The organism is Roseibium suaedae (assembly GCF_900142725.1).
GTDB lineage: Bacteria > Pseudomonadota > Alphaproteobacteria > Rhizobiales > Stappiaceae > Roseibium > Roseibium suaedae.
Genome location: NZ_FRBW01000002.1, coordinates 542002 through 565940 on the forward strand (window position 1 = coordinate 542002; position 23939 = coordinate 565940).

Consider the following 23939-nt stretch of genomic DNA (forward strand, 5'->3'; position numbering starts at 1 on the left):
ATAGCAGATCCGATCTAGTTAAAATTGTAATTATTTTATTAACAGAGGATTCATTCCCCCGTTTTATTGTTTTCCTGGAATCGGGTTAGTATTTTTGAGCAGACCCGGAGGATGAAACGATGGAAACGGCATTTCTGAGAGCACCGTCGCCGTCTTATACGGCAATTACGCCGGCCGCACGCGCACCGGAACGGGTTGAACCTGCAGCCACTACTGAGTTGCCGGTCTCCAGTACGGTAAAGCCCGCAAGCGACGTTACGGAACTTCGGCGCGCCGCCGAGAACGAACGCAACGATCTCCCCTTTGCTCAGGCCAAACTCGACAAGCAGAACATTCTCGACCCGGAGAGCGAAAGCTATATCTATGTCGCCACCAACAGCGACACGGGAGAGGTTGTCCGTCAGGTCCCCAGCGAGACACTTCGCCGCCTTAGGGCCTATGCCAAGGTTCTTTCCGAACAAGCAGCCGTGCCGCAGCAACAGGCCCAGTCAACGGTCAAGACAGCCTGACACCCGCGTTACAACAGAGCAAGATCCTCCAAACCACCTGACCCGCTTCGCACCTTCCGCGAGCGGGTTTTTTCATGCACAACTAAGTATATCTCAACTATGGTAAATGAGATTAACTATAAAAATTGATAGAGTCTTAGCATTAAATTCCAGTAACCAAGTTAGTTAGGAATCAATACAAATATTCCCAGCAGAGTTCACTGGTCATTCAGAAGGAATGGCGTCAGTAAAACAGAAGGAACTCTGACATGGGTGGCATTACCATCTCCAGCGCCGTGCGCTCCAGCCTGAACTCTCTTCAAGCAACATCTTCTCTGATGAGCTCTGTTCAGGAAAAGCTCTCCACCGGCAAGAAAGTAAACTCTGCTCTCGACAACCCGAACTCGTTCTTCACCGCGAAGGGCCTCGAAAACCGCGCAAGCGATCTGAGCACCCTCCTCGATGACATGGGCCAGTCGGTGCAGACGCTGAAGGCAGCGGACAAGGGGATCGAAGCCATCTCCGATCTGGTCGACGCAGCAAAGGCAAAGGCTAGCCAGGCTCAGCAGTCCTCCAGCCAGTCCGAGCGCAGCAAGTATGCCAAGGAGTACAACGAACTCCTGACGCAGATCGAAGACGTTGCCAAGGACAGCGGCTACAAGGGCAAGAACCTGCTCGGCGGCACCGGTAACGACCTGAGCGTGACCTTCAACGAAACCGGCTCATCCTCGCTATCGATCTCTTCGGTCGATTACACCGACACCACGTCCTCAACTGGTCTGAATCTTTCCGACCTGACGCTGGCAAGCGAAGGCACTTCCACCATCGCACTGAACTCCACGGCAACCGGCTCTGCAGCTCTGACTGCAGGCGACCTGCTGACGGACGATGCCGAGTTCACCGCAGGTGACACCCTCACCTTCACGGACTCCAACGGCACCGAAGTCGGCAGCCTCAAGATCACTGACGAAACCACCGTTCAGGATCTGCAGGATGCCCTGGATGATATCGAAGGTGTCAGCACCGACCTCACCGGCGGCTCCCTGACGACGACCTCCGATTTCAAGCTGACGATCTCGTCCAGTTCGACGGCTTTCAACAGCAACACCGATCTGACCACGTCCAGCACGGACTCCTCCTTCGCGAAGGACTCCGACATCGAAAAGACGCTGAAGTCCCTGAAGAGCGCACAGGACACCCTGCGGTCCCAGGCCTCCACGTTCGGTACCAACCTGTCGATCGTGCAGAACCGTCAGGACTTCACCAACGCGATGATCAACACGCTGGAAGAAGGCGCCGGCAAGCTGACCCTGGCCGACACCAACGAAGAAGGTGCAAACCTTTTGGCCCTGCAGACCCAGCAGTCTCTGGCCTCCACGTCCCTGTCCCTGGCAGCCCAGGCACAGCAGAACGTGCTTCGTCTCTTCTAAGGTTCACGAACCCATTGAACGATGGCGGGTATTCGTATCCGCCATCTTTTTGTTAAGTAATCTGTTAAGGTTAATTCTCAGTAACCATGTTCATTTACTTGCGATTTACTCGAGAAAATAGATTATCACCCTCGAGAACCAGGAAGGTTCTTGTAAATTTTAATTCTAGGAAGGAATTAGAAAATGGGTGGCATCACCATCTCCAGCGCTGTGCGCTCCAGCCTGACCTCTCTTCAGTCAACTTCCAAGTTGATGAGTTCTGTTCAGGAAAAACTTTCTACTGGTAAGAAAGTAAACTCTGCTCTCGACAACCCGAATTCTTTCTTCACCGCGAAGGGCCTCGAAAACCGCGCAAGCGATCTGAGCACCCTCCTCGATGACATGGGCCAGTCGGTGCAGACGCTGAAGGCAGCAGACAAGGGTATCGAAGCCATTTCCGATCTGGTCGACGCCGCAAAGGCAAAGGCCAGCCAGGCTCAGCAGTCCTCCAGCCAGTCCGAGCGTAACAAGTATGCCAAGGAGTACAACGAACTCCTGACGCAGATCGAAGATATCGCAAAGGACAGCGGCTACAAGGGCAAGAACCTGCTCGGCGGCAATGGTAACGACCTGAGCGTGACCTTCAACGAAGATGGTTCGTCCTCCCTCGCGATCTCGGCAGTTGACTTCACCGACACCACGTCCTCGACCGGTCTGAATCTTTCCGACCTGACGCTGGCAAGCGAAGGCACTTCCACCATCGCACTGAACTCCACGGCAACCGGCTCTGCAGCTCTGACTGCAGGCGACCTGCTGACGGACGATGCCGAGTTCACCGCAGGTGACACCCTCACCTTCACGGACTCCAACGGCACCGAAGTCGGCAGCCTCAAGATCACTGACGAAACCACCGTTCAGGATCTGCAGGATGCCCTGGATGATATCGAAGGTGTCAGCACCGACCTCACCGGCGGTTCCCTGACGACGACCTCCGATTTCAAGCTGACGATCTCGTCCAGTTCGACGGCTTTCAACAGCAACGCCGATCTGACCACGTCCAGCACGGACTCCTCCTTCGCGAAGGACTCCGACATCGAAAAGACGCTGAAGTCCCTGAAGAAGGCACAGGACACCCTGCGGTCCCAGGCCTCCACGTTCGGTACCAACCTGTCGATCGTGCAGAACCGTCAGGACTTCACCAACGCGATGATCAACACGCTGGAAGAAGGCGCCGGCAAGCTGACCCTGGCCGACACCAACGAAGAAGGTGCAAACCTTTTGGCCCTGCAGACCCAGCAGTCTCTGGCCTCCACGTCCCTGTCCCTGGCAGCTCAGGCAGACCAGAACGTGCTTCGTCTCTTCTAAGAGATCTGAAATTCCCAAAACCAAAGCGGCGGGTCCTCGGATCCGCCGTTTTTTTTCGCAAGTTTCCATCAACTTGCGCGTTGATTCCCTAACGGAAATTTCCTTTTCCTGGAACGCCTTAACCGATTGTTAACCCTATTTTGGGAGGGTTTAACCATTGGTTAGGGTTAACAGAAGATGATCCTGCCTAACCCGCTCAGGAAGAGCGGCTGAAATTCGGGACCCAGGAAAGGGAACACTCGTGGATAAAGTTACACTCTCCGCAGGCGTGCGGCAGAACCTCCTCACCCTTCAGTCAACCGCAGAGATGATGTCTGGCGTCCAGAACAAGCTGGCGACCGGTCTGAAGGTGAACTCCGCTCTCGACAATCCCAACTCGTTCTTCACCGCATCGGGCCTCAATTCCCGCGCGAACGACCTCAGCACCCTGCTGGATGACATGGGCCAGTCCCTGCAGACCATCAAGACCGCTGACAAGGGTATTTCGACGATCACTGATCTGGTCGAGAGCGCCAAGGCGAAGGCCAACCAGGCCCTGCAGACCCAGAGCCAGTTCGAGCGCGCCAAATACGCCAAGCAGTACAACGACCTGCTTGAGCAGATCGAAGACGTAGCGAAGGACTCTTCCTACAAGGGCAAGAACCTTCTCGCAGGTGACGGCAACGATCTGACCACAATCTTCAACGAAGATGCGACGTCCAAGCAGACCATCACTGCAGTCGATTACACCGACACCACCCTGTCGACCGGTCTGAACCTGACCGATCTGGCAGAAGCCAAGGGTGGCGCGAGCTCTTTCCAGCTCGAAGGCGGCAGCTCATCCATCACGCTGTTGGATGGCAGCGGCGACGCACTGGGCTCCGGCTCCCTGCTCTCCGACTACACCGGCCTTGAAGTTGGTGACGTGATCGAACTGCGTACCGCAGCTTCCGGCGGCGGCAGCGTTGTCACGTCCTTGACTGTAGGCGCAACGACCACTGTTGCTGATCTCGTGACCGCGCTGGACGGTGTTGCTGGTGTGAAGGCTGAACTTGACGAGAAGACCGGCGAGCTGTCGATCACCTCGAACGATGATGTCTACCTCTACAATACCGATGCTGGTGCAGCCACCGCAGCTCCCGCAGATCTGACCTCCGTTACGAGCGCCAACTTCACTGCGTCCACGCAGCTTCTGACCGGTTCCGCATCTTTCGCCGTTGGCGATGTGCTGACCCTCGAAGACGGCAACGGCTACGAGCTGGGATCCTTTGAGATCGAAGAAGACTCCACGGTTGAAGACCTCATCGACTTTATCGATGACTTCAATGGCGTGAGCGCCTCCTTCAACACCGGTACGGGCAAGGTCACGATCGAAAGCGACACCGACCTGACGCTCGCAAGCGACAACAAGAACGACTTCAACGCCAGCGCCTTCACGGCAGATACTGTTGGTGTCAGCGTTCAAGCAGTCACTGACTCCGGCTTCTCTTCGGACACCAAGATCAACAAGGTTCTGGACCGCCTGAACACGGCTCTGTCCAACCTTCGTTCTCAGGCTTCTGAATTCGGTACCAACCTTTCCACGGTTGAAATCCGGCAGGACTACACGAAGAACATGATCAACACCCTTCAGGAAGGTGCAGGCAAGCTCACTCTGGCCGACACCAACGAAGAAGGCGCGAACCTGCTCGCCCTGCAGACCCGGCAGCAGCTCGCATCCACCTCCCTGTCGTTCGCGTCGCAGGCGGACCAGACGGTGCTGTCCCTCTTCTAATAAGAGACGGGGTCGTTGTCACAACGACTCACAACCTGACAATCAGACACAGATTGCGGCGGTCCCCACGGGCCGCCGTTTTCGTTTCTGGCCTCCTGCGATAGCCGCGGCTAAGCCTCTCAAGGACATCGAATATTACGCCTCAGCGGCAAATCCGACTCAGAATCGATGGACTCAAATTACGGCAAACAACGGGTGTGTTTACGAGATTTCCCTTCCCCACCCGCTCGAAAAGGTTAATCCATTCATTGAGCATGATTTTTTTATTCATATTTTTCATATAGTTAAAAGAATTCTCTTGGTAACCTCTGTTACCAAAACATTATCACTCGCAACTCCGGTTAACTTTCCATTTACACTTAAGGCTCTCAACCTTCATGCTGAAGGTGTTGAACAGTTGCACCTGATTTCCTGGGTGCTGCATGTAGATGTGGTAAAGTCAGATGAGCGATATCGTCCTTTCCAGCGCCGTTCGCGACAACCTTCTGTCGCTTAAGAACACAGCCAAGCTCCAGTCCACGACGCAGAACCGTCTGGCTACGGGTCTGAAAGTGAACTCGGCGCTCGACAATCCAAACTCATTCTTCACTGCAGCAGGGCTTAACGACCGCGCCAGTGATCTGACCAACCTGCTCGACAACATGGGCCAGGCTGTTCAGACCATCAAGGCAGCGGACAAGGGCATCACCAGCATCACAAAGCTTGTGGAATCCGCCAAGGCAATCGCCAACCAGGCGCTTCAGACCCAAAGCGAGTTTCAGCGCAAGACATACGCCGAACAGTACAACGAGATCCTGGAGCAGATCGAAGATCTTGCACGCGACTCCGACTACAAGGGCAAGAACCTTCTCGCCGGTGCCGGCAACGAGCTCCAGGTCATCTTCAACGAAGACAGCACCTCGAACCTGACCGTCCATCCGGTTGACTACACGGACACGAGCCTTTCCACGGGTCTGTCGCTTTCGGATCTCGGTACAGGAGCAGGAGCAACCTCTGCCTTTACCCTTGCTGCCGGTTCGACCACCATTGATCTGACCGGGCTTCAGGCCTCTTCCAAGCTGACGGACCTTGCCTCCTGGGCGGACGGTGATGTCGTGACAGTTTCGGACGGCACCACATCCAAGACCTTCACGGTCGGATCCGGCACCGGAGAGATCGAAACGGTGCAGGATTACATCAACGCCCTCAATGACCTTCAGGGCGTGAAGGCAAGCTTCGACGAAACCACGGACCAGATCACCATTGTCTCCGGCATGGATCCTGCCGTGACACTCAGCGTTTCCAAGGACAACGCAGGCGGCGGTACGGCAACGAACGGCGGCGTTGGCACCGGCACGACGACCTTGACCACGACCGTCATGACCGCAGCGGCTTCCCTTTCGGATTCAGGCGGTTTCAAGGTTGGCGACACGCTCTACATCACCGATGGCAATGGCTATGAAGCAGCCTCTCTCGAAATCGACGAAGACACCACTGTCAGTGACCTTGTCAGCCTGATCAAGGGCGTCAAAGGCCTTGATGCAAACTTTGCCTCAGGCAGCGTCAGCCTGATCGGTGATGTGTCCTTTGACATCACGAGCAGCAACAAGGACTTCAACATTGACCGGCTTGCCACGACCGACGGCACCGTCAAGCTGACCGCAACAGACTCCGACTTCGCGGCCGACACGGACATCGAGCGCATCCTTCAGTCGATCAATGCGGCCCTCGACGAACTGCGGTCCAGCGCCGGAAACCTGGGCACCAGCCTGTCCACCGTGCAGATCAGAACCGACTTCACCAGTGAGTTGATCAACACTCTGGAAGTGGGCGCTGGCGCACTGACGATTGCGGACATGAACGAGGAAGGGGCGAACATGCTGGCTCTCCAGACCCGGCAGCAGCTCTCGTCCACAGCCCTGTCCCTCGCCAACCAGGCAGAACAGAGCGTTCTGAGCCTCTTCGGTTAAACCAAAGAGGCCAAAAGTAAAAAAACTCGGGTGTCCCGTTAACTTTTGCTCAATGTTGCTGCGGGATACTTTCTTTTGGAGGTCAAGGAATGGCGCTCAAGGTCGAGTTGAAACCAGGTGAGCGGATTATCATTGGCGATTCAGTCATCACGAATGACAGCCAGCGAACCCGTCTTTTCATCGAAGGCAAGGCGCCCATACTCAGGGAAAAGGACATCCTCACCCCAGCTACGGCGAATACACCAGCCAAACGCGTCTATCTCGCGGTTCAGCTCATGTATCTCTCCAGCGACGTTGATAAGGTTCAGGAGAACTACTTCACCCTAGTAAATGACATCGTGAAGGCAGCGCCGAGCACCATTCCATACGTTACACGTATTAGTAATGCGATCATCTCGGGCGCCTTCTACAAGGCCCTAAAAGAAGCACGAAAGCTCATCGATTACGAGAGGACGCTGATCGGTCATGTACAAGCAGGCAGCGCAGGCATATCAGAAGACTAGCCAGGTAGCGGTTTCGCCTCGTGAACTCGAAGCGACGCTACTCATGAAAGCTGCGGCACGCCTCCAGTTGATCAAGGACGAATGGGACGACATGTCCTTCGCCGAGAAAGATGAAGCGCTGACCTACAATCGCAAGCTCTGGACGGTCCTCGTGACCTCTGCGACCAGCGACGAGAACCCCCTCCCCCAGGATGTGAAGAACAATCTGGCGACCCTTGGCGTTTTCGTCTTCAAGCAGACCATGGCCGTTATGATGGATCCCCAGCCGGAAAAACTCGGCACCCTGATCTCCATCAACCGCAACATCGCCGAAGGGCTGCGGGCACGGGCCGAATAATCCGGAAAAGACCAGAGATCGAACAGAAACGGGCCGAAGCGCTTTCAAGAGCTGCTCCGGCCCGTTTTCGTTAACGATAGTGACTGATCGCCCTGGTCAGCAAAACGCCCTCAGGGCTAGAGATAGTTCACGAGGCTCAAATTGTAGACGATGGACGATGCCCTGTAGGACGCCTCGATGTTCGTCTGCAGTTGCAAAATCTCGGCCGCAAGAAGCTCCTTGTCCACCCCTTCGATCTCGTCGATGGTCGTCTGATAGCTGGACTTCATCTGAAGGTGCCGGTCGGACGTCGCGGACAGGGTCCGGTGTGCGATCGAGACTTCCGTCGAAATGTCCACGATACCGGATTGATCCGTCGTCGAAGGCTGGAGAATGCCGCGCAGATTGGTCGCAAGCTGCGAGTAGTAGATCTCGTCCTGATCCGTCCCGCCGGTAAAATCGGTGGCGACAAAGATCGCGAGAGACTTCACCACATCTGCCAGGCCCTGCTCGTTGGCACGGGCGCCGTAGTTGATGATCAGGTTGTCATCGATCGCAGCGCTCTTGTCTTCACGGGCATTCGTCGTCGCCGTGTTCTCGCCTGTGTACCAGGAGACAGTGGTCGATCCACCTGCGACCAGACCTGTCGCAGTGTCGAAGGGAGGCCCGTCGACGCGCATGGGCTCCGTCCCACCAAAGGTGTCAAAGAACTGGCTGCCCGCCCATTCATCGGACGCTGCCCGAAGGGTGGTGGATGCCTGCTCTTCCAGAGCCGTGCTGATGGCAGCCCGCAGGTTTGCCGCAGTCTCCTCAAGGTCTGCGCCGATCGCGAAACTGTCTGCCGAATTTGCGGACGACTTGGCTGTCAGCTCGATGGTCACCGGCTCGGTATGATCCGGCGGCAAGGTCAGCGTGATGGAGATGGTCTCACCGACAGTCGGCTGGCCTGTGAAGGAAATATCAAAGCTGTCCGGATCCCCGCCGCCCGGGCCAGTCACGGCAACATTGGAAAGACCGTTGGTGACAGAGGAAATATCGAAGCCGAAATCATGGGCCCCATCTTCTGCGATCGTGAAGGTGGAGTCCGTTGGGATCGGACCGGCATAGTTCGTCGTGAGCGCGGACACGTCCAGGCGTCCATTGTTGTTCGGACCGAGGTTCGCCTCAGCATATTCGGACATGACCGTCCGCAATCCGTCCTTGCCGTCTGCTCCGTCGAGAATGGCGCTTACGGCTGAAACCGGGTTCTGGTCCGCATCCGAGCCCCCGAACAGGAAGTATCCGGCGACTTCCGTATTCAAAAGGCTGACGGCCTCGTACAGAAGCACCTCTGCGGTCGCCTGCGAACGGGTCTGGCCATCGGACTGCAGCTCGAAGTCGTTCGGATCGATGGCGGACTTGGAATCGATGCGCAGCTCTTCCATCCGCTCCAGCGTCAGGTTGAGCGACTTGATGTGCAATTCCGCGGTGACGATGGTGTCCTGGTAGGCCTCGATCCGCCCGACCTTTTGGGTCAGCTCCAGATCGAGCAGGCGGCTGTTGCCGACCCCGCCATAGGTGTTGGAGACCTTGCCGGTCGCAAGCTGGGTGGTCTTTTCCTGCAGCGTCTTGCTCAGGGTGGTGACCTGCTTGGTCATGTAGGCACGGGACGTGGTGATCTTGTCGACTGCCATAACTGCACCTATACCGCGTTCAACAGGGCATCGAAGAGTTCATTGACCGTCTGCATGACCCGCGCATTCGCCGAATAGGCGTTCTGCAACTGGATCAGGAAGGCCATCTCGGCATCCACATCCACCGAATAGCTCTCTTCATATCGGATCGCCAGGTTCGAGGTCATTGTCTGCTTGGCCTCTGAGTAGGCCTGAGCATCACTTGCCTGATTGCCCTGATAGGAAATCACCTGGTTGACGTAGGACAGGATCGACCCTTCAAAAGGGGTCTTCGAGCTGCCAATCCCGGTCGACGGATCAAAGGACGTTCTGCCATTGGCCAGCGCGTTCATCAGATACTCAGCGCGCGAGGAGTCATTGGCCGAATTTGTGTCCGGGATCGTCTCATAAGTCACAAGCTGGCTGCTATCGGCCAACAGACCGGAGCTGACCGCAATTGACGCGGCATAGCCCGTACGCTGACCACCATTTTCCAGAGCATCCGTGAACAGCTCTTCACCGTTGCGGGTGTCCACAAAGATGGCCAGACCAAGCCCCTGATCGGTTGATGCGGTCGGAGTGACGTTTGCGCTGAGGCTCGTGACACTTGTGTTGGTCGCCGTATCGCCCAGCACCTGAAGATTGCCGGAACCATCATCGCTGACAGCAAGGTCCGTCGCTGCCAGAGCTGCGATGATCTGGGTGACATAGTCGGCCGTGTTGCCGCTGGAAATATCGATCCCGTAGACCACATCATCCGCACGGGCCGTCGCAGAATTGTCCAGGGGAAGCAGGGAGGCATCGTCGACCGCAACGAAGGAAACGTTCTGCGTGTTGCCGAGGGAGTCCACGTAGCTCAGGGAAACCGTATTGCCCGACTGCAGGCCAGACAGATCCAGCGTATAGCCGCTCTCTGCGCCCACAGTGGTCTCTGTGCCCGCAACATTGACGTTGGACATGGCCAGCGACATTTCAGCCGCAATGGTGTCCAGCTGCGCCTGAGCCTCGACCAGCACATCGTCGCGGATCTGCGCCAGCGCCACCATGGAGCCGGAAGAAGAGGCCTGGATCAGATCATACTTCGAGCCCCCCGGCGTCGTCACAACGACCGTTGCGCCAGTCTGCCCCGGCTGCAGGGAGGGAGTTGCCTCAAAGCTCAGGGTAGAGACGCGATTGTCTGCATAAAGCTGCTGGGCATTCTGGGTGGAGATCTTCAGGGTGCCGTTGCTGTCTTCCTCGACCCGGATATCGAGATAGCCGGAGAGCTGCTCCACATAACGGTCCCGCTGATCTTCCAGTTCAGCCGTGGCGATGCCCAGCGCCTTTGCCTCGAGAATCTTGTCGTCAACGTCCTTGATGTTGCCGAGCAGATTGTTGACGTCCTGGGTCTGTACCCGCAGGGAGGAGTCCGCGTCCTGACGCAGGTCATCAATCTGGGCGTAGGTGCGGTTCAGCTGGCGTGCCAGCGCATCCGCAGCTGCAACAACCTCTGCCTGGGCAGAATTGGAGCTGGGATTATTGACCAGAGCCGAGAGACTGTTGGCAAATTCCGTAGCCAGGTTTGCAAGACCTGACCCGTCATCCAGCGTGCCGATAATATTGTCCAGACGATCCGTAAAATCGGCGATCTGGTTGGCGTATTTGTTGTCGGCAAGAGAGGAGAAATAGGCGCTCTGGATCCGTTCATCGATCTTGCGGATGATATCGGAGGAGACGATGCCGGTCACATTGCCGGAAGAATCGAAGAAGACGTTCGCCTGAACGGATTTCGCGGAATATCCGACAGTATCTGCATTGGCGACGTTTCCAGCCGTAACGTCGATCTGACGCTGGTTATACTGGATGCCGAACAATGCCGTATTCAGGGCAGAGGTCAAACCCATGTCGGTGTCTCCTTCACCTCAGGGACGGACCCGGCGGGCTTCTCCCGCCGGGGGTCAGGTTCTGTTAGCGGACCATGTTGAGCGCGGAGTCCAACATGTCGTTGGACGAGGTCACGACCTTGGAGTTCGCGGAGTAGGCCTGCTGGGTGATGATCAGCTTGGCAAACTCGGAAGCGATATCCGCGTTGGACAGCTCAAGACGCTTGGCAAGGATCGAGCCACCGCCAGTCAGGGACGCAACACCGGAAGTCGGAGTTGCCTTGAAAGCAGCACCATTGACGCGCTCAAGGTTCTGGTCAGCTTCGAAGGTCGCCAGCGGGATTTCGAACAGGCCACGGGTCTGGCTGTTGGAGTAGGTCGCGTTGATGCGGCCGGACTCATCGATCGAGATCCCGACGATCTCACCTGCCGCGTAACCGTTCTGCTCAAGCGAGACGGAGGTAGCGACACCGGTGGAGTCGGAGTACTGGGTCAGAGAAGTTGAACCAAAGGACACTTCGATACCCGTTGCAGTCACATCACCAACGGTGAGCGAAGCGATGTCAAAGCCATCGCCAGTGCCATTGACTGTACCAGTGGTACCAGCCACGAGGCCCGTGATCTTGCCGCTGCTGTCGAAGGTCGCATTGCCGACTTCCAGCCATGCCGGATCATTGCCGCCGGAGCTGACGAACATGCTCCAGGTATCCTCGACAGGCACGGAAGCGTCAGCATTGACGGTTTTTGCCCAGCGCACTTCAACGGCAAGCGGCGTACCATTTTCGTTATAGGCCGTGATGGAGCCGCCGGAGATCGACTGCGCAATGAAGGCATCTTCATCAGCCGCAGCAATGTCACCCGTTCCGAGCGTTGCTGTATCCAGCAGGGCCGTATCCCGGTCCACACCGTCGTAGTTGGTGGTCTTCGGAACCAGCGGCAGGTTGGCCTGATAGTCGATGCTGGTCGTCGCCTTTGCCGGGATCGGCTCATCATTGATCTGGATGACCGACGGCGTATCGCCAACAGCGTTGCCGGTGGTCGCATCGAGAGCAAAGCCCGTCAGATAGTAACCGGCAGAGTTGACGAGATAGCCATCATCATCGATGTCGAAGTCACCAGCACGGGTGTAGTAGCTCTCGTTGGCGAAGGTGGTCTTACCGTCAATCACGTCGGAAGCCGTCGTCACAACGAAATAGCCGTCACCATTAATCGCCATGTAGGTATCGACATCCACGGAGGAGATATCGCCCTGCAGACCATTCGTGGCACGAGAGGTCGCATAGGTGGTCCCGGCAACCTGATCCGCCTGACGAGACCCTGCTCCGGACACCAGATCCGAGAAGGTCGTATCGAGACGCTTGTAACCGGTGGTTTGCGAGTTGGCGACGTTACCAGACAGGTTCTCCAGCGCCTTGGATTGCGCCGTGAGCCCGGACACCGCCGAATTGATTGCCCCGTAGATACCCATTTCACATCCTCTTAAGTGACACAGGCCCAGCCTGAAAAAACTGAGAAGAGGATCGCAAAGGGCATGCCAACTGCCAGGCGATTTTTTATTTCTATAAAATTCAATATCTTAGAAGAAATCTGACTTCTTTTTTTCCAATGTTTGCCCGGCATAAAACGACCCGGCGGCAAAAGTTTCCCTGCTTGTCCGGCAATTTCTTCAGGCTGCAGCAAACACTGCATAGCAACTCTTGCCCACCTGCCGCTGTCTTGCCCTCCCCAGGTCCTGCCTCTACTCTTTGGTCAACAGAAGGAGCGGACGTCCATCATGCGTTTTGAAGGCACTGAGAGCTATATTGCCACTGAAGATCTGCGGATCGCCGTCAATGCGGCCGTTGCCCTGGAGCGGCCGCTTCTGGTCAAGGGGGAACCGGGCACCGGCAAGACCATCCTTGCTGAACAGGTTGCTGCCGCCCTTCATGCACCATTGATCGAGTGGCACGTGAAATCCACCACACGGGCGCAGCAAGGCCTTTATGAATACGATGCCGTCTCCCGCCTGCGCGACAGCCAGCTGGGCGACGAGCGCGTCCGCGACATCCGCAACTACATCCGCAAGGGCAAGCTTTGGGAAGCCTTCACGGCACCGGAACGGCCTGTGCTCTTGATCGATGAAATCGACAAGGCAGACATCGAGTTTCCGAACGATCTGCTGCTTGAGCTCGACCGGATGCAGTTCCACGTCTACGAAACGGGCGAGACCATCAAGGCCATTCGTCGCCCGGTGGTCATCATCACCTCCAACAACGAGAAGGATTTGCCTGACGCCTTCCTGCGCCGGTGCTTCTTCCACTTCATCAAGTTCCCCGACAAGGAAACGATGGCCGAAATCGTGGAAGTTCACTTCCCTGGCCTGAAGCAGCGCCTCCTGAACGAGGCCCTGACACTGTTCTACGATATCCGTGATGTGCCGGGCCTCAAGAAGAAGCCGTCGACCTCCGAGCTGATCGACTGGATCAAGCTTCTGGTCAATGAGGACATCGACCCGGAAGTCCTGCGCCGGTCCGATACCGCCAGCGTCATCCCGCCGCTGCATGGTGCCCTGCTGAAGAACGAGCAGGATGTGCATCTGTTCGAACGGCTGGCCTTCATGAACCGGCGGGAGCGGCAGTAATGCAGCTCAAGCTGCTGACAGCTGCCCTGCTCGCCCTGCTGACCTGGCAGGGGGCCTTGGCGCAGGTCAAAAACAACGACGAGAGCGAATGGACGCCGGACGTCTATGGCGTGCGCCATTTCTCCGGCCTGCGCTGCCCGGATGTGGTCGGCTTCGTCTTCCGGACAAAACTCCTGTCGGCCGATGCAGACCGGATGGCAGGATGTGTTTATGCCGGGGACGCCGGGATGCAGCTTGTGCTGCGGTCTCACCTTGGCGGAACAGGCGCCAAGGCGGCGGAAGCCTTTCTGCGTGACTACAAGGCCGCGGGCTTCCGCGAGGTTTCCCTGACCGGCCCCGCCAGCCGCGGCATTTCCTTCCAGACCCGGGACTGGGCACCGGGCATCCTGTGCGAAACACTCTGGTACTTTAACGGCAAGAAGTCGGATTACAGTCTCTGGATGTCTTATTCTCTCCCCTCTCAGGAGGGAGATATCGCACCCGTCCTCAAGGCGTTCGAAGACCTGCTTGCCCGGCAAAACTGATCTGGAACTGATCTAGAACTGATCCGGCACGAACCTTATCTGAGGGGCTGGCGAAAACTCCTGGGGTCGCTTACATGGCGGGTATCCAGATCCCACTCAGGAGGAACTCTTGGCCCGCCTCATCCTGCTGCGCCATGCAAAATCAGACTGGTCCGACAGCACCTTGACCGATGCGGACAGACCTCTGAACCCCAGGGGTCAGAAAGCCGCACCCGTGATTGGGCAATTCATGGCGGCAAACCGCCTGTTTCCGGATCTGATCCTGTGCTCAACCGCCCAGAGAACCCGCGAGACCCTGGCCGGCATCATGCCCTTCCTGCCACGCGAAGGTGAAATACGGCTGCTGCGCGCACTCTATGACCAGAGCGAAGACACCTACCTTCCGCAGATCCGCAAACAGGGCGGCTCCTCCCGCACCCTGCTGGTCATCGGCCACAATCCGGCAACCGAAGAAACGGCTCACGAGCTGTTCGGGACAGGGCCGGCAGACCTGAAGGCGGATATGGAAGCGAAGTATCCGTCCGGCGGTCTTTGCGTTCTGGATTTCGACCTGGAAGACTGGAGCAAGCTGGAGCCGGGAACGGGCGCTCTTGTCCACTTCATCAAGCCGCGGAACTTGCCCGGGATGTGACCCCGCCGGTCAGCGGCGGCCAATTGCAGGCTGCCGCTCCGCTTCCTACATGCGGTTCTGGAGGTCCATCATTTGGCAAGCTTTCAATCTCTCGCGGACGAAGCCCGTCTGGCTCTGGCAAATCTCGGCGATGCGGCCACCGGCCTTGCGGTTCCGACCCTTCGCATTGGTGTCACCGGTCTCGCCCGCTCCGGAAAGACCGTGTTCATCACCGCGCTGGTGCACAATCTCATCCATGGCGGACGGCTCCCGCTCTTCTCGGCGGCCTCTGGCGGCCGGATATCCCGCGCCTATCTGCAGCCGCAGCCCGACGACGCCGTACCGCGCTTCGACTATGAAGCCCATGTGGCCGCGCTGACAGGCGACCGGGTCTGGCCCCATTCGACCCGGCAGGTCTCCGAACTGCGCCTGACAATCGAGTTTGAGAGCACTTCCTATCTCAGCCGCAAGCTGGGACCGGGCAAACTTCACCTCGACATCATCGACTATCCGGGCGAGTGGCTTCTCGACCTGCCGCTGCTGAAGAAGTCCTACGCCGAGTTTTCTGCAGAGGCCGTCCGCCTTGCGCGCAGCACCAACCGGTCCGCCCTGTCGGACGAATGGCTGTCGATTGCGTCCAGCCTTGATCCGCAGGGCCCGGAAAGCGAGATGGAGGCCCAGCGCCTTTCCTCGGCCTTCAAGACCTATCTTGCCGCCTGCCGGACCGATGCCCTTGCCTTGTCGATGCTGCCCCCTGGCCGCTTCCTCATGCCCGGAGATCTGGATGGCTCGCCTGCGCTCACCTTCGCCCCGCTGGACATTCCCTTCGATGCCATAGCAGGCCGGCCCGGCACTCTTCAGGCCATGATGGAGCGCCGCTTCGAGGCCTACAAGACCCACGTCATCCGCCCGTTCTTCCGCGATCATTTCGCCCGCCTTGACCGGCAGATCGTGCTTGTCGACGCGCTTCACGCCCTGAATGCCGGACCGACTGCCCTGTCTGACCTGCAGTCCGCCCTGAGCGAGGTCCTGACCGCCTTCAGGCCCGGAAAACGGTCCTGGCTGAGTTCCATCCTGACCCGGCGGATCGACCGCATTCTCTTTGCCGCAACCAAAGCCGACCACCTTCACCGGGACGATCATGACCGGTTGCAGAAGATCCTGAAGCGGTTGGTGGCAAAGGGCATAGAGCGGGCAGAATTCAGCGGCGCGGAGGTCGAAGTGCTGGCCATGGCAGCCGTTCGGGCAACCCGTGAAGCGACCGTCAAACAGGACGGACAGGAGCTGCCCGCCATTCTGGGAACGCCACTTCCCGGTGAGACAATCGACGACCGCGCCTTCGACGGCGAACGGGAAATCGCCATGTTTCCCGGAGACTTGCCGGAAAATCCGGACTCACTTTTCGAGGCCTTTGACTCACAGTCTGAGGGACTTCAAGACGAAGCTCAGAAGACCCATGAAGACCCGGGAACAGACCTCCGTTTCCTGCGCTTCCGTCCTCCCCGCCTGGACAGGACTGCCGAAGGCATGCCCCTGTCACTGCCTCACATCCGCCTCGACCGGGCGCTTGAATTCCTGATCGGAGACCGGCTGACATGAGCGATCAATTCCCCAATGCCGGACCAGGCAACGGACGGCGCAAACCGGCAGCCTTTGTTCTCGACGAAGACAAGGTGCGCTTCGGGCCGGACGATCTGGGCCGCCCCCTCAAGGGCGAAGCCGTCATTCTTCCCGACCTGACGGAAGACGATCTTGCTGCCGGGGCCAGTACTGCGAGCCTTCCCGCCAAACGGAAAAAGACAGGCTTTGGCAAATGGCTCGCCATCGGCCTTGGCGGACTTGTCAGCCTTTCCGTGGGCCTTGCTGTCGATTCCCTGATCCGGGATCTCTTCACCCGCACCGACTGGCTGGGCTGGACCGGTGTTGCTCTGGCTGCCCTGGCCGTTTGCGGTCTTCTCGGCCTGATCGCATCCGAACTCCTGTCCCTGCGCCGGGTGGCCAAGATCGACCACCTGCGGGAGGCTTTGAGCGACGCTGCAAGCCGGAACGATACGAAAGCTGCCCAGAAAAGCCTGGGAGAGTTGACGGCACTTTATTCCGGCCGTCCCGAAACCGCCCATGGCAGGCAGATTCTGGCCGGCCACATGCGGGAAGTGATCGACGGACGGGATCTCGTCATTCTGGCCGAACGGGACCTTCTGGCTCCACTGGATGCCCAAGCCCGCGCCCTGGTCATGTCCAGCGCGAAACACGTCTCGCTGGTGACCTCTGTCAGCCCCCGCGCACTCGTGGACCTTCTGGCCGTGCTCTATGTCAACATGCGCACCATCCGCCAATTGTCAGAACTCTACGGCGGGCGGCCCGGCACGCTTGGCTTCCTGCGCCTGGCCCGCCACGTTGCTACCCATCTGGCGCTCACCGGCGGCATGGCGGCTGGCGACAGTCTCGCCTCCCAGGTGCTGGGTCACGGCCTGGCAGCCCGCCTCTCGGCCCGTCTGGGCGAAGGGGTGATCAACGGGCTCCTCACCGCCCGCATCGGCATCGCCGCCATCGCCGTCTGCCGCCCCGCCCCCTTCCTCGCTGGCAAGGGCCCCAAGCTCTCGGACTTCATGGGCGAACTGGTGAGCCGCGCTGAAAAGCAAGACAAGCAGGGCTAACCCTCACCCGGCGCTTCGCGCCGACCTCTCCCAGCATTGGGAGAGGTGCAAACAGAGTTTGCCGCCCCCATCCCCCGGTCTCTCGAATGCCCCCAATCACCTCTCCCGGGACCGGGAGAGGTCGGCGCGAAGCGCCGGGTGAGGGCCTAATGCCCCTTCCCCGCCCCAGCCTTTCCCGCTACCCTCTTCCCATGTTCATCAATTTCTTCACAGAACTGAAATCAGCCGGAGTTCCCGTTTCCTTGCGGGAATATCTCACGCTCATGGAAGCGCTGGAGAAGGATCTGGCGGAGCGGCGGGTGGAGGATTTTTATTATCTCGCCCGCACCGTGCTGGTGAAGGACGAGAGCAATCTGGACAAGTTCGACCGGGTGTTCGGCCAAGTGTTCAAGGGGCTGGACCTTTTGAGCGACGCGCCCTCCGGCGACATTCCGGAAGAGTGGCTGCGCAAGCTGGCAGAAAAGCATCTCACGGAAGAAGAAAAGGCCCAGATCGAGGCGCTCGGCGGCTTTGAGAAGCTGATGGAGACCCTGCGCGAGCGCCTGAAGGAGCAGCAGGCCCGCCATCAGGGGGGCAACAAGTGGATCGGCACGGCAGGCACCTCCCCCTTCGGCGCCTATGGCTACAATCCGGAAGGCGTGCGCATCGGTCAGGACAAGAGCCGCCACCGCCGGGCGGTGAAGGTCTGGGACAAGCGGGAATTCAAGGATCTGGACGACAGCCAGGCCCTCGGCACGCGCAACATCCAGGTGGCTCTCAAACGCCTGCGCCACTTCGCCCGCACAGGCGCTGCCGAAGAACTGGATCTGGACGGCACCATCCGCTCCACCGCCCACAAGGGCCTTCTGGACGTCAAGCTGCGTCCCGAACGGCGCAACGCGGTGAAGGTGCTGCTGTTCTTCGACATCGGCGGGTCGATGGACGACCATATCCGCATCTGCGAGGAACTGTTCTCGGCGGCCCGGACCGAGTTCAAGGTCATGGAGCATTTCTACTTCCACAACTGCCTCTACGAGTTCGTCTGGAAGCAGAACAGCCGCCGGCATTCCGAGCGGATCACCACCCTCGACCTACTGCACAAATACCCCTCGGACTACAAGGTCGTCTTCGTCGGCGATGCCTCCATGAGCCCCTATGAGATCGCCTATCCGGGCGGCTCGGTCGAGCACTGGAACGCGGAACCGGGCAGCGCCTGGATCCAGCGGGTGACCCAGCTCTACAAGAGCGCGGTCTGGCTCAACCCGGTGCGCGAGGCCCACTGGAGCTATACCCACTCCATCCGCATGATCCGCGAGCTGATGGAAAATCGCATGTTCCCGCTAACCGTGGAAGGCCTGACAGAGGCCATGAAGGAGCTGGCGCGGTAGGGCATGCATTCCGGCCACAGCAAGGACGAAGTGGAAGTACGCTGGAACAATATGAAAGAAAAGCTCCAGGCATGACCGGCTCTCACCTCCGCCGGGGAGCGGATTGGTACCAATGTCAGGTGCGGGATAACGCCGAGGAGATGGAGGGCATAACCTCTCCTCCGTCATGCCATGGCTTGACCATGGCATCCAGGCCGTGACATTGCCTCAAGCAAGGCGAAGCCGAGCAGAAACGAGACGGCATGGATCCTCGGGTCAAGCCCGAGGATGACGACCGTGAGTGGGGTAAGGCACCAACCTTACCCGTGAAGCCCTTCGCGCAAGCAAAGCTCTCGACTCGGAAGGAGTATTGCCCCCCTCATGCTGAAGAGGACCGAAGGTCCGTCTCGAAGCATGGGCAACATACTCCAACGCCCGCGTTTCGAGAGTTCAATGCCCCAAAACAAGACCGGGACCGGAAGGCTTGCTGCCCGCCAGTCCCGGTGCCTCAAAGCGAGGATAGGACGCCTCCCCTTCCCGGTCCGCATCTTATCCGCCGGGATGTGATCCTCTTGCCCTGAGGGATCTTGCCTCAGCCGCGCAGCACCATGACGGAGCACGGGGCGTGGCGGACGATGTGGGCGGCGTTGGAGCCGATGAAATAGGTGGCAAGGCCCGGCTTGTGGCTGGTCATGAGCACGAGGTCGCAGCCTGTTTCCTGGGCGCTGTCGATGACCTCGTGATAGACGGAACCGGTACGCACTTCCGTGTCGACGGCACCGGCGGCAAGGTCCATGCCCTTGGCCAGATCATCGAGCATCTTGCGGGTCTCGCGCTCTTCCTTTTCCTGAAAGCCTTCCGGCAACTGGCTGGCGACGAAGCTTTGCACCTCCGGGCAAACACCCAGCAAATGAACCTTGCTGCCATGCTCGCGGGAGAATTGAGCGGCCTTCTTCAGAGCTTCTTCGGCAAAGGCAGGCTCTGCCGGATCAACCGGCACCAGGATCTTCTTGAACATTTCGTTCTCCAGACTTCATCTGTCCGGATACTTAAACTTCAGACCAAAACCTTCCTTGAGCTACATCAAACAGCTGACGGGTTGTCGAAATATCGTCCGGGCGTGACGCCGAAGGCCTTGCGGAAGACAGAGACGAAAGCGCTTGGCCCCTCATAGCCCAGCCGGTGGGACACATCCGAAACGCTCATCCCTGTCGCCAGCAATTCCAGCGCGCGGAAGAGCTTTGCCTGCCGGCACCAGCTGCGATAGCTCAGACCGGTTTCCTGCACGATGCGCCGTTCAAAGGAGCGCACGGAAGTTGCACACCGGTCCGCGGCCTCAATGAGACCCGGCACTTCCGCCGGGCAGACCAGAATATGCTCGCACAAGGCGCGCAGCTTGCCATCCCGCGGCATGGGCAATTGCAGCGGCGCCTCTGGCAGAACCCGCAATTGATCAAGGATCACCGCCGCGATGCGCGCGGCCGGTCCTTCCAGAACCTCCGCCCGCGAAAAGGTCATGAACTCCAGGATCAGTTCCCGCAGCAGCCGCGTGACCTGGACCACCACCGTCGAGCGCGGAAGACCGGGCGCGGCATTCTCGGCCACATAAAGAAAGCGGATGTCGGTTTCGGCCAGATAACGGCCCCGGTGGCTGATCCCGGCCGGGATCCACACCGCCCGCTCCGGCGGCACGAAGAAGGTGCCGGTCTGGGTTTCCAGCGCGGCCGAGCCTCGGATCACATGATAAAGCTGCCCGGCGGGGTGATGATGCCATTCGTTTTGCTGGCCGCGCTTTCCGGCGCTCGCATAGCCCAGCAGGGGCACATCCGGCAGGTCTTCCGGCAACTGGTAGAGTTCAGGATGAATGCTCATGAAACTTCGCCCGGAATGTCCCTCAGTCTCCTGCGCGGCTTCAGGCGGAAGCTGCGTCACTTTGGCGCCTCAGAGACATATCTTGACGAAATACCGCTAACACGCAAGCCACCTTCCCGGATAAAACGCTGTAGCAAGACAACAACGACCCAAGATTGAACATGAGCTACTTTACCCGCATTGCCGACACTGGCGCCCCGTCCGGCTGGCGCTCCCCTGCCGTTCTGCTGATGATCATGGCCGGTGCCATGCAGCTGTCCTTTGCGGCCTGGTGGAACCTGATGAACAATTTCGCCGTTCAGGAACTTGCCTTCACCGGCAAGGAGATCGGCATTCAGCAGTCGATCCGCGAAATTCCGGGCTTTCTGTCCTTTGCCGCGATCTATTTCCTGCTGGTGATGCGGGAGCAGACGCTGGCGTACGTCTCGCTCGCCTTCCTGGGCGTCGGCGTCGCGGCAACTGGTTACTTTCCCTCGGCAACCGGCTTCTACATCACCACCTTCGTGATGTCCGTCGGCTTCCACTATTACGAGACCATGAACCAGTCCCTGTCCCTGCAGTGGCTGCCGAAGGCAACGGCAGCAGCCTCCATGGGCAAGATCGTCTCGGTCGGAGCCTTTGCCCAGCTGATCGCCTATGGGCTGATCTTTGCCGGGTGGAAAACCTTTGATCTGTCCTTCACGACCGTTTTCCTGATCGCAGGCTGCCTGACACTGGTGGTTCTGGCCTTCGTCGTCTTTGCATTTCCGAGCTTCCGGGAAGGCGTGCCCCAGCGCAAGAAACTGTTCCTGCGCAAGCGCTACTGGCTCTATTACGCCCTGACCTTCATGGCCGGTGCCAGGCGCCAGATCTTCACGGTCTTTGCAGGTTTCCTGATGGTGGAGCGGTTCGGCTACCACGTTCATGAAGTGGCCGCCCTGTTCCTGCTCAACGGCCTGTTCTCCATGCTGCTCGCACCCAAGATCGGTCAGCTGATCGTCAAGTACGGCGAGCGCAAGGCCTTGATGCTGGAATATATCGGCCTGATCCTGGTCTTCGTGTCCTATGCCTATGTCACGAACGAGCACGTCGCCGCAGGGCTCTATGTGGTGGATCACGCCTTCTTTGCCATCGCCATCGCGATCAAGACCTACTTCCAGAAGATCGCCGATACGCCGGACATCGCACCGACGGCTGGCGTTGCCTTCACCATCAACCACATTGCCGCCGTGTTCATTCCGGCAACCTTCGGTCTGATCTGGCTCGCCTCGCCGGAAGCCGTCTTCCTCATCGGGGCAGGCATGGCCTTCATAAGTCTGGTGCTGGCCTCCTTCATCCCCTCGGATCCGGATGCAGGCAACGAAGTCGACTTCTGGTTCCTGCCCCGCCCGGCAGCCCAGCCAGCCTGATCCGGTCAGATTTCCAAAAGGACAAAGCCCGCGGAAGGTCTGCTTTCCGCGGGCTTTTCATTTGACGCGCCTCTATCGGGCGAACAAAAGGAGCGGCCTAGCGCTTGGCCAGCACGTAGTAGAGACCGCCCCCAAGCACGGCCCCGATCACCCAGGCAAACCCGGACAGGTCGGCAAGAGCGGGTGCCCAGACAGTGGCAACAGAGAAGATCCCGGCGAGACCAAAGGCGATCATCGCGGTACGGTTCCAGCCATTGTCATAGTAGTACATGCCGGAAGGATCGGCCGTGAACAGCTGTTCCAGATCCAGCTTCCCGCCCTTCAGCATGTAATAGTCGACGATCATGATGCCGTAGACAGGAGCCAGAATGGCGCCAAGGGTATTCACGAAATTGAAGATGCCGATCTGGCTGATGGTCGAGACCCACAGACCGCCGATGATCAGCGCAAAGCCGGAAGTGATCAGACCACCTACCCGGAAATTGATCTTCGAGGGCATGAGGTTGGCAAGGTCATAGGCCGGCGGAATGAAGTTGGCGACCAAGTTGATGCCAACGGTTGCCGCGAAGAACATCAGGGCTGCAACGATGGTCAAGGGCACGGAGTTCACCCGCTCGATGATGTCCGTCGGCTCAGTCAGGCTCTCGCCGAAAACGGCAACCGTGCCCGCCGTCACCACCAGGGCAATGAGCGAGAAGAAGGCGATGTTCAGCGGCAGGCCGAGAAGGTTGCCCTTCTTCATCTCCGACTGGCTGCGGACGAAACGCGAGAAGTCGCCATAGTTGATCACGACCGCCGCGAAATAGGCGATCATCGTGCCGACGATGGCCATGAAGGCGCCGAAGCTCGAGCCTTCATAGGTGCTTGTACCCTGGAAGATGTTGCCCATTTCCGACATCAAACCGCTGCCGGCCTTGGCCCAGATCACGCCAGCCAGGACAATCATCACCAAATAGACAAACGGTCCCGCCCAGTTCAGGAAGCGGGTGATCCAGTCGATGCCATTCCAGAACAGCCAGATCTGAAACGCCCAGACGAGAAGGAACGCGATCCAGTCGATTGCCGTCATGCCAAGGAACGTCGCCGCCTCGGGGTTTGCGCCACCGGTCAGGGCATGGATCAGGAGCGCTACAGCGGTAGATGCGAAATAGGTCTGCGCCCCGTACCAGAAAATTGCAACGATGGCGCGCACGATGGCAGGAAAATTGGCGCCCCTCACCCCCATGCTGGCCCGTGCCATCACAGGAAAGGGAATGCCATATTGCACGCTGGGCTGACCCATGAGGTTCACCAGCCACATCACGAAGAAACCAGCCACGAGAATGGCGGCGAAGACGCTCCAGCCATTGAGGCCATAGGTCAGGAAAAGCGAGGCTGCGAGTGTGTAGCCGAACAGCGACTGAACGTCATTGGCCCAAACGTTGAAGATCTCGAACCAGCCCCAGGTCCGCTTGGAGAGCGGAATGGGCGCCAGGTCCTCGTTATAAAGAGACGGATCTCTCCCCTTGATTTCCAGCTTGTCTAGCATTGATAGTCCCCATCTGTACTGGCGGTTTTCCGCCTATTGTGTATCAATGCCTAAGCCGTGCAAAATTACGTGCAAAAGTCAATGGAAAATCGGAGGA

Annotated in this window: 21 protein-coding genes; 14 read left to right on the forward strand and 7 right to left on the reverse strand. The window is 58.5% G+C overall.

The window, feature by feature from the left end; all coding sequences use genetic code 11:
* Window positions 1–119 precede the first annotated feature (119 nt).
* The 7 genes from BUA94_RS09610 to flaF all read left to right on the forward strand — a co-directional run bounded on the left by BUA94_RS09610 (window position 120) and on the right by flaF (window position 7804).
* Entirely contained in the window at window positions 120–509 is a 390-nt protein-coding gene (locus BUA94_RS09610; RefSeq protein WP_073012312.1) for a hypothetical protein, read from the forward strand.
* A gap of 248 nt (window positions 510–757) precedes the next feature.
* On the forward strand, window positions 758–1918 hold the full coding sequence (locus tag BUA94_RS09615; protein ID WP_073012314.1) for a flagellin: 1161 nt from the start codon (window positions 758–760) through the stop codon (window positions 1916–1918).
* 183 nt (window positions 1919–2101) lie between these two features.
* Window positions 2102–3262, forward strand: a complete 1161-nt coding sequence (locus BUA94_RS09620; protein WP_073012316.1) for a flagellin N-terminal helical domain-containing protein — start codon at window positions 2102–2104, stop codon at window positions 3260–3262.
* A gap of 241 nt (window positions 3263–3503) precedes the next feature.
* The gene (locus tag BUA94_RS09625) at window positions 3504–5015 is read left to right on the forward strand and encodes a flagellin N-terminal helical domain-containing protein (RefSeq protein WP_073012318.1); all 1512 of its coding nucleotides are present in this window, start codon (window positions 3504–3506) and stop codon (window positions 5013–5015) included.
* A gap of 443 nt (window positions 5016–5458) precedes the next feature.
* Window positions 5459–6964, forward strand: coding sequence for a flagellin N-terminal helical domain-containing protein (locus BUA94_RS09630; RefSeq protein ID WP_073012320.1), 1506 nt, complete (start codon window positions 5459–5461; stop codon window positions 6962–6964).
* An 89-nt stretch (window positions 6965–7053) separates the two neighbouring features.
* Window positions 7054–7467: a flagellar biosynthesis repressor FlbT gene (flbT, locus tag BUA94_RS09635; RefSeq protein ID WP_073012321.1), complete on the forward strand. Its 414-nt coding sequence runs from the start codon at window positions 7054–7056 to the stop codon at window positions 7465–7467.
* Window positions 7430–7804, forward strand: a complete 375-nt coding sequence (flaF, locus tag BUA94_RS09640; RefSeq protein ID WP_073012323.1) for a flagellar biosynthesis regulator FlaF — start codon at window positions 7430–7432, stop codon at window positions 7802–7804. Before flbT ends, flaF begins: the two co-directional genes overlap by 38 nt.
* A gap of 116 nt (window positions 7805–7920) precedes the next feature.
* On the opposite strand, the gene BUA94_RS09645 is transcribed toward flaF, so the two are convergent.
* From BUA94_RS09645 to BUA94_RS23295, 4 genes are all read right to left on the reverse strand, one after another.
* Window positions 7921–9456, reverse strand: a complete 1536-nt coding sequence (locus tag BUA94_RS09645) for a flagellar protein (protein WP_073012324.1) — start codon at window positions 9454–9456, stop codon at window positions 7921–7923.
* Between the two features lie 8 nt (window positions 9457–9464).
* Window positions 9465–11318, reverse strand: coding sequence for a flagellar hook-associated protein FlgK (gene flgK / locus BUA94_RS09650; RefSeq protein ID WP_073012327.1), 1854 nt, complete (start codon window positions 11316–11318; stop codon window positions 9465–9467).
* Window positions 11319–11382: 64 nt separating this feature from the next.
* A complete protein-coding gene (locus BUA94_RS09655; protein WP_073012329.1) occupies window positions 11383–12765 on the reverse strand; it encodes a flagellar hook protein FlgE in 1383 nt (460 codons plus the stop codon).
* An 11-nt stretch (window positions 12766–12776) separates the two neighbouring features.
* A complete protein-coding gene (locus BUA94_RS23295; RefSeq protein WP_139251074.1) occupies window positions 12777–12986 on the reverse strand; it encodes a hypothetical protein in 210 nt (69 codons plus the stop codon).
* A gap of 85 nt (window positions 12987–13071) precedes the next feature.
* Between BUA94_RS23295 and BUA94_RS09660 the strand changes: the two genes are divergently transcribed.
* The 6 genes from BUA94_RS09660 to BUA94_RS09685 all read left to right on the forward strand — a co-directional run bounded on the left by BUA94_RS09660 (window position 13072) and on the right by BUA94_RS09685 (window position 19075).
* Window positions 13072–13917 carry an AAA family ATPase gene (locus tag BUA94_RS09660; protein ID WP_073012332.1) on the forward strand — a complete coding sequence of 282 codons (846 nt, stop codon included), beginning with the start codon at window positions 13072–13074 and terminating at the stop codon, window positions 13915–13917.
* On the forward strand, window positions 13917–14441 hold the full coding sequence (locus BUA94_RS09665) for a hypothetical protein (protein WP_208980037.1): 525 nt from the start codon (window positions 13917–13919) through the stop codon (window positions 14439–14441). Before BUA94_RS09660 ends, BUA94_RS09665 begins: the two co-directional genes overlap by 1 nt.
* Window positions 14442–14550: 109 nt before the next feature.
* Window positions 14551–15072, forward strand: a complete 522-nt coding sequence (locus tag BUA94_RS09670) for a SixA phosphatase family protein (protein WP_073012334.1) — start codon at window positions 14551–14553, stop codon at window positions 15070–15072.
* Between the two features lie 72 nt (window positions 15073–15144).
* Window positions 15145–16650: a YcjX family GTP-binding protein gene (locus BUA94_RS09675; RefSeq protein ID WP_073012337.1), complete on the forward strand. Its 1506-nt coding sequence runs from the start codon at window positions 15145–15147 to the stop codon at window positions 16648–16650.
* Complete coding sequence (locus BUA94_RS09680) at window positions 16647–17708, forward strand: YcjF family protein (RefSeq protein WP_073012340.1); 1062 nt, start codon at window positions 16647–16649, stop codon at window positions 17706–17708. Before BUA94_RS09675 ends, BUA94_RS09680 begins: the two co-directional genes overlap by 4 nt.
* 191 nt (window positions 17709–17899) lie before the next feature.
* Window positions 17900–19075: a vWA domain-containing protein gene (locus BUA94_RS09685; RefSeq protein WP_073013787.1), complete on the forward strand. Its 1176-nt coding sequence runs from the start codon at window positions 17900–17902 to the stop codon at window positions 19073–19075.
* Window positions 19076–19646: 571 nt separating this feature from the next.
* On the opposite strand, the gene BUA94_RS09690 is transcribed toward BUA94_RS09685, so the two are convergent.
* Together BUA94_RS09690 and BUA94_RS09695 are read right to left on the reverse strand one after the other, a co-directional pair.
* Complete coding sequence (locus BUA94_RS09690; protein ID WP_073012343.1) at window positions 19647–20072, reverse strand: universal stress protein; 426 nt, start codon at window positions 20070–20072, stop codon at window positions 19647–19649.
* 65 nt (window positions 20073–20137) lie between these two features.
* Entirely contained in the window at window positions 20138–20926 is a 789-nt protein-coding gene (locus BUA94_RS09695) for an AraC family transcriptional regulator (RefSeq protein ID WP_073012346.1), read from the reverse strand.
* A gap of 161 nt (window positions 20927–21087) precedes the next feature.
* Between BUA94_RS09695 and BUA94_RS09700 the strand changes: the two genes are divergently transcribed.
* Window positions 21088–22314, forward strand: coding sequence for an MFS transporter (locus tag BUA94_RS09700; protein ID WP_073012349.1), 1227 nt, complete (start codon window positions 21088–21090; stop codon window positions 22312–22314).
* Between the two features lie 97 nt (window positions 22315–22411).
* Here the strand turns inward: BUA94_RS09700 and BUA94_RS09705 are convergent, their stop codons facing one another.
* Window positions 22412–23842, reverse strand: coding sequence for an NCS1 family nucleobase:cation symporter-1 (locus BUA94_RS09705; protein WP_073012353.1), 1431 nt, complete (start codon window positions 23840–23842; stop codon window positions 22412–22414).
* Window positions 23843–23939 lie beyond the last annotated feature (97 nt).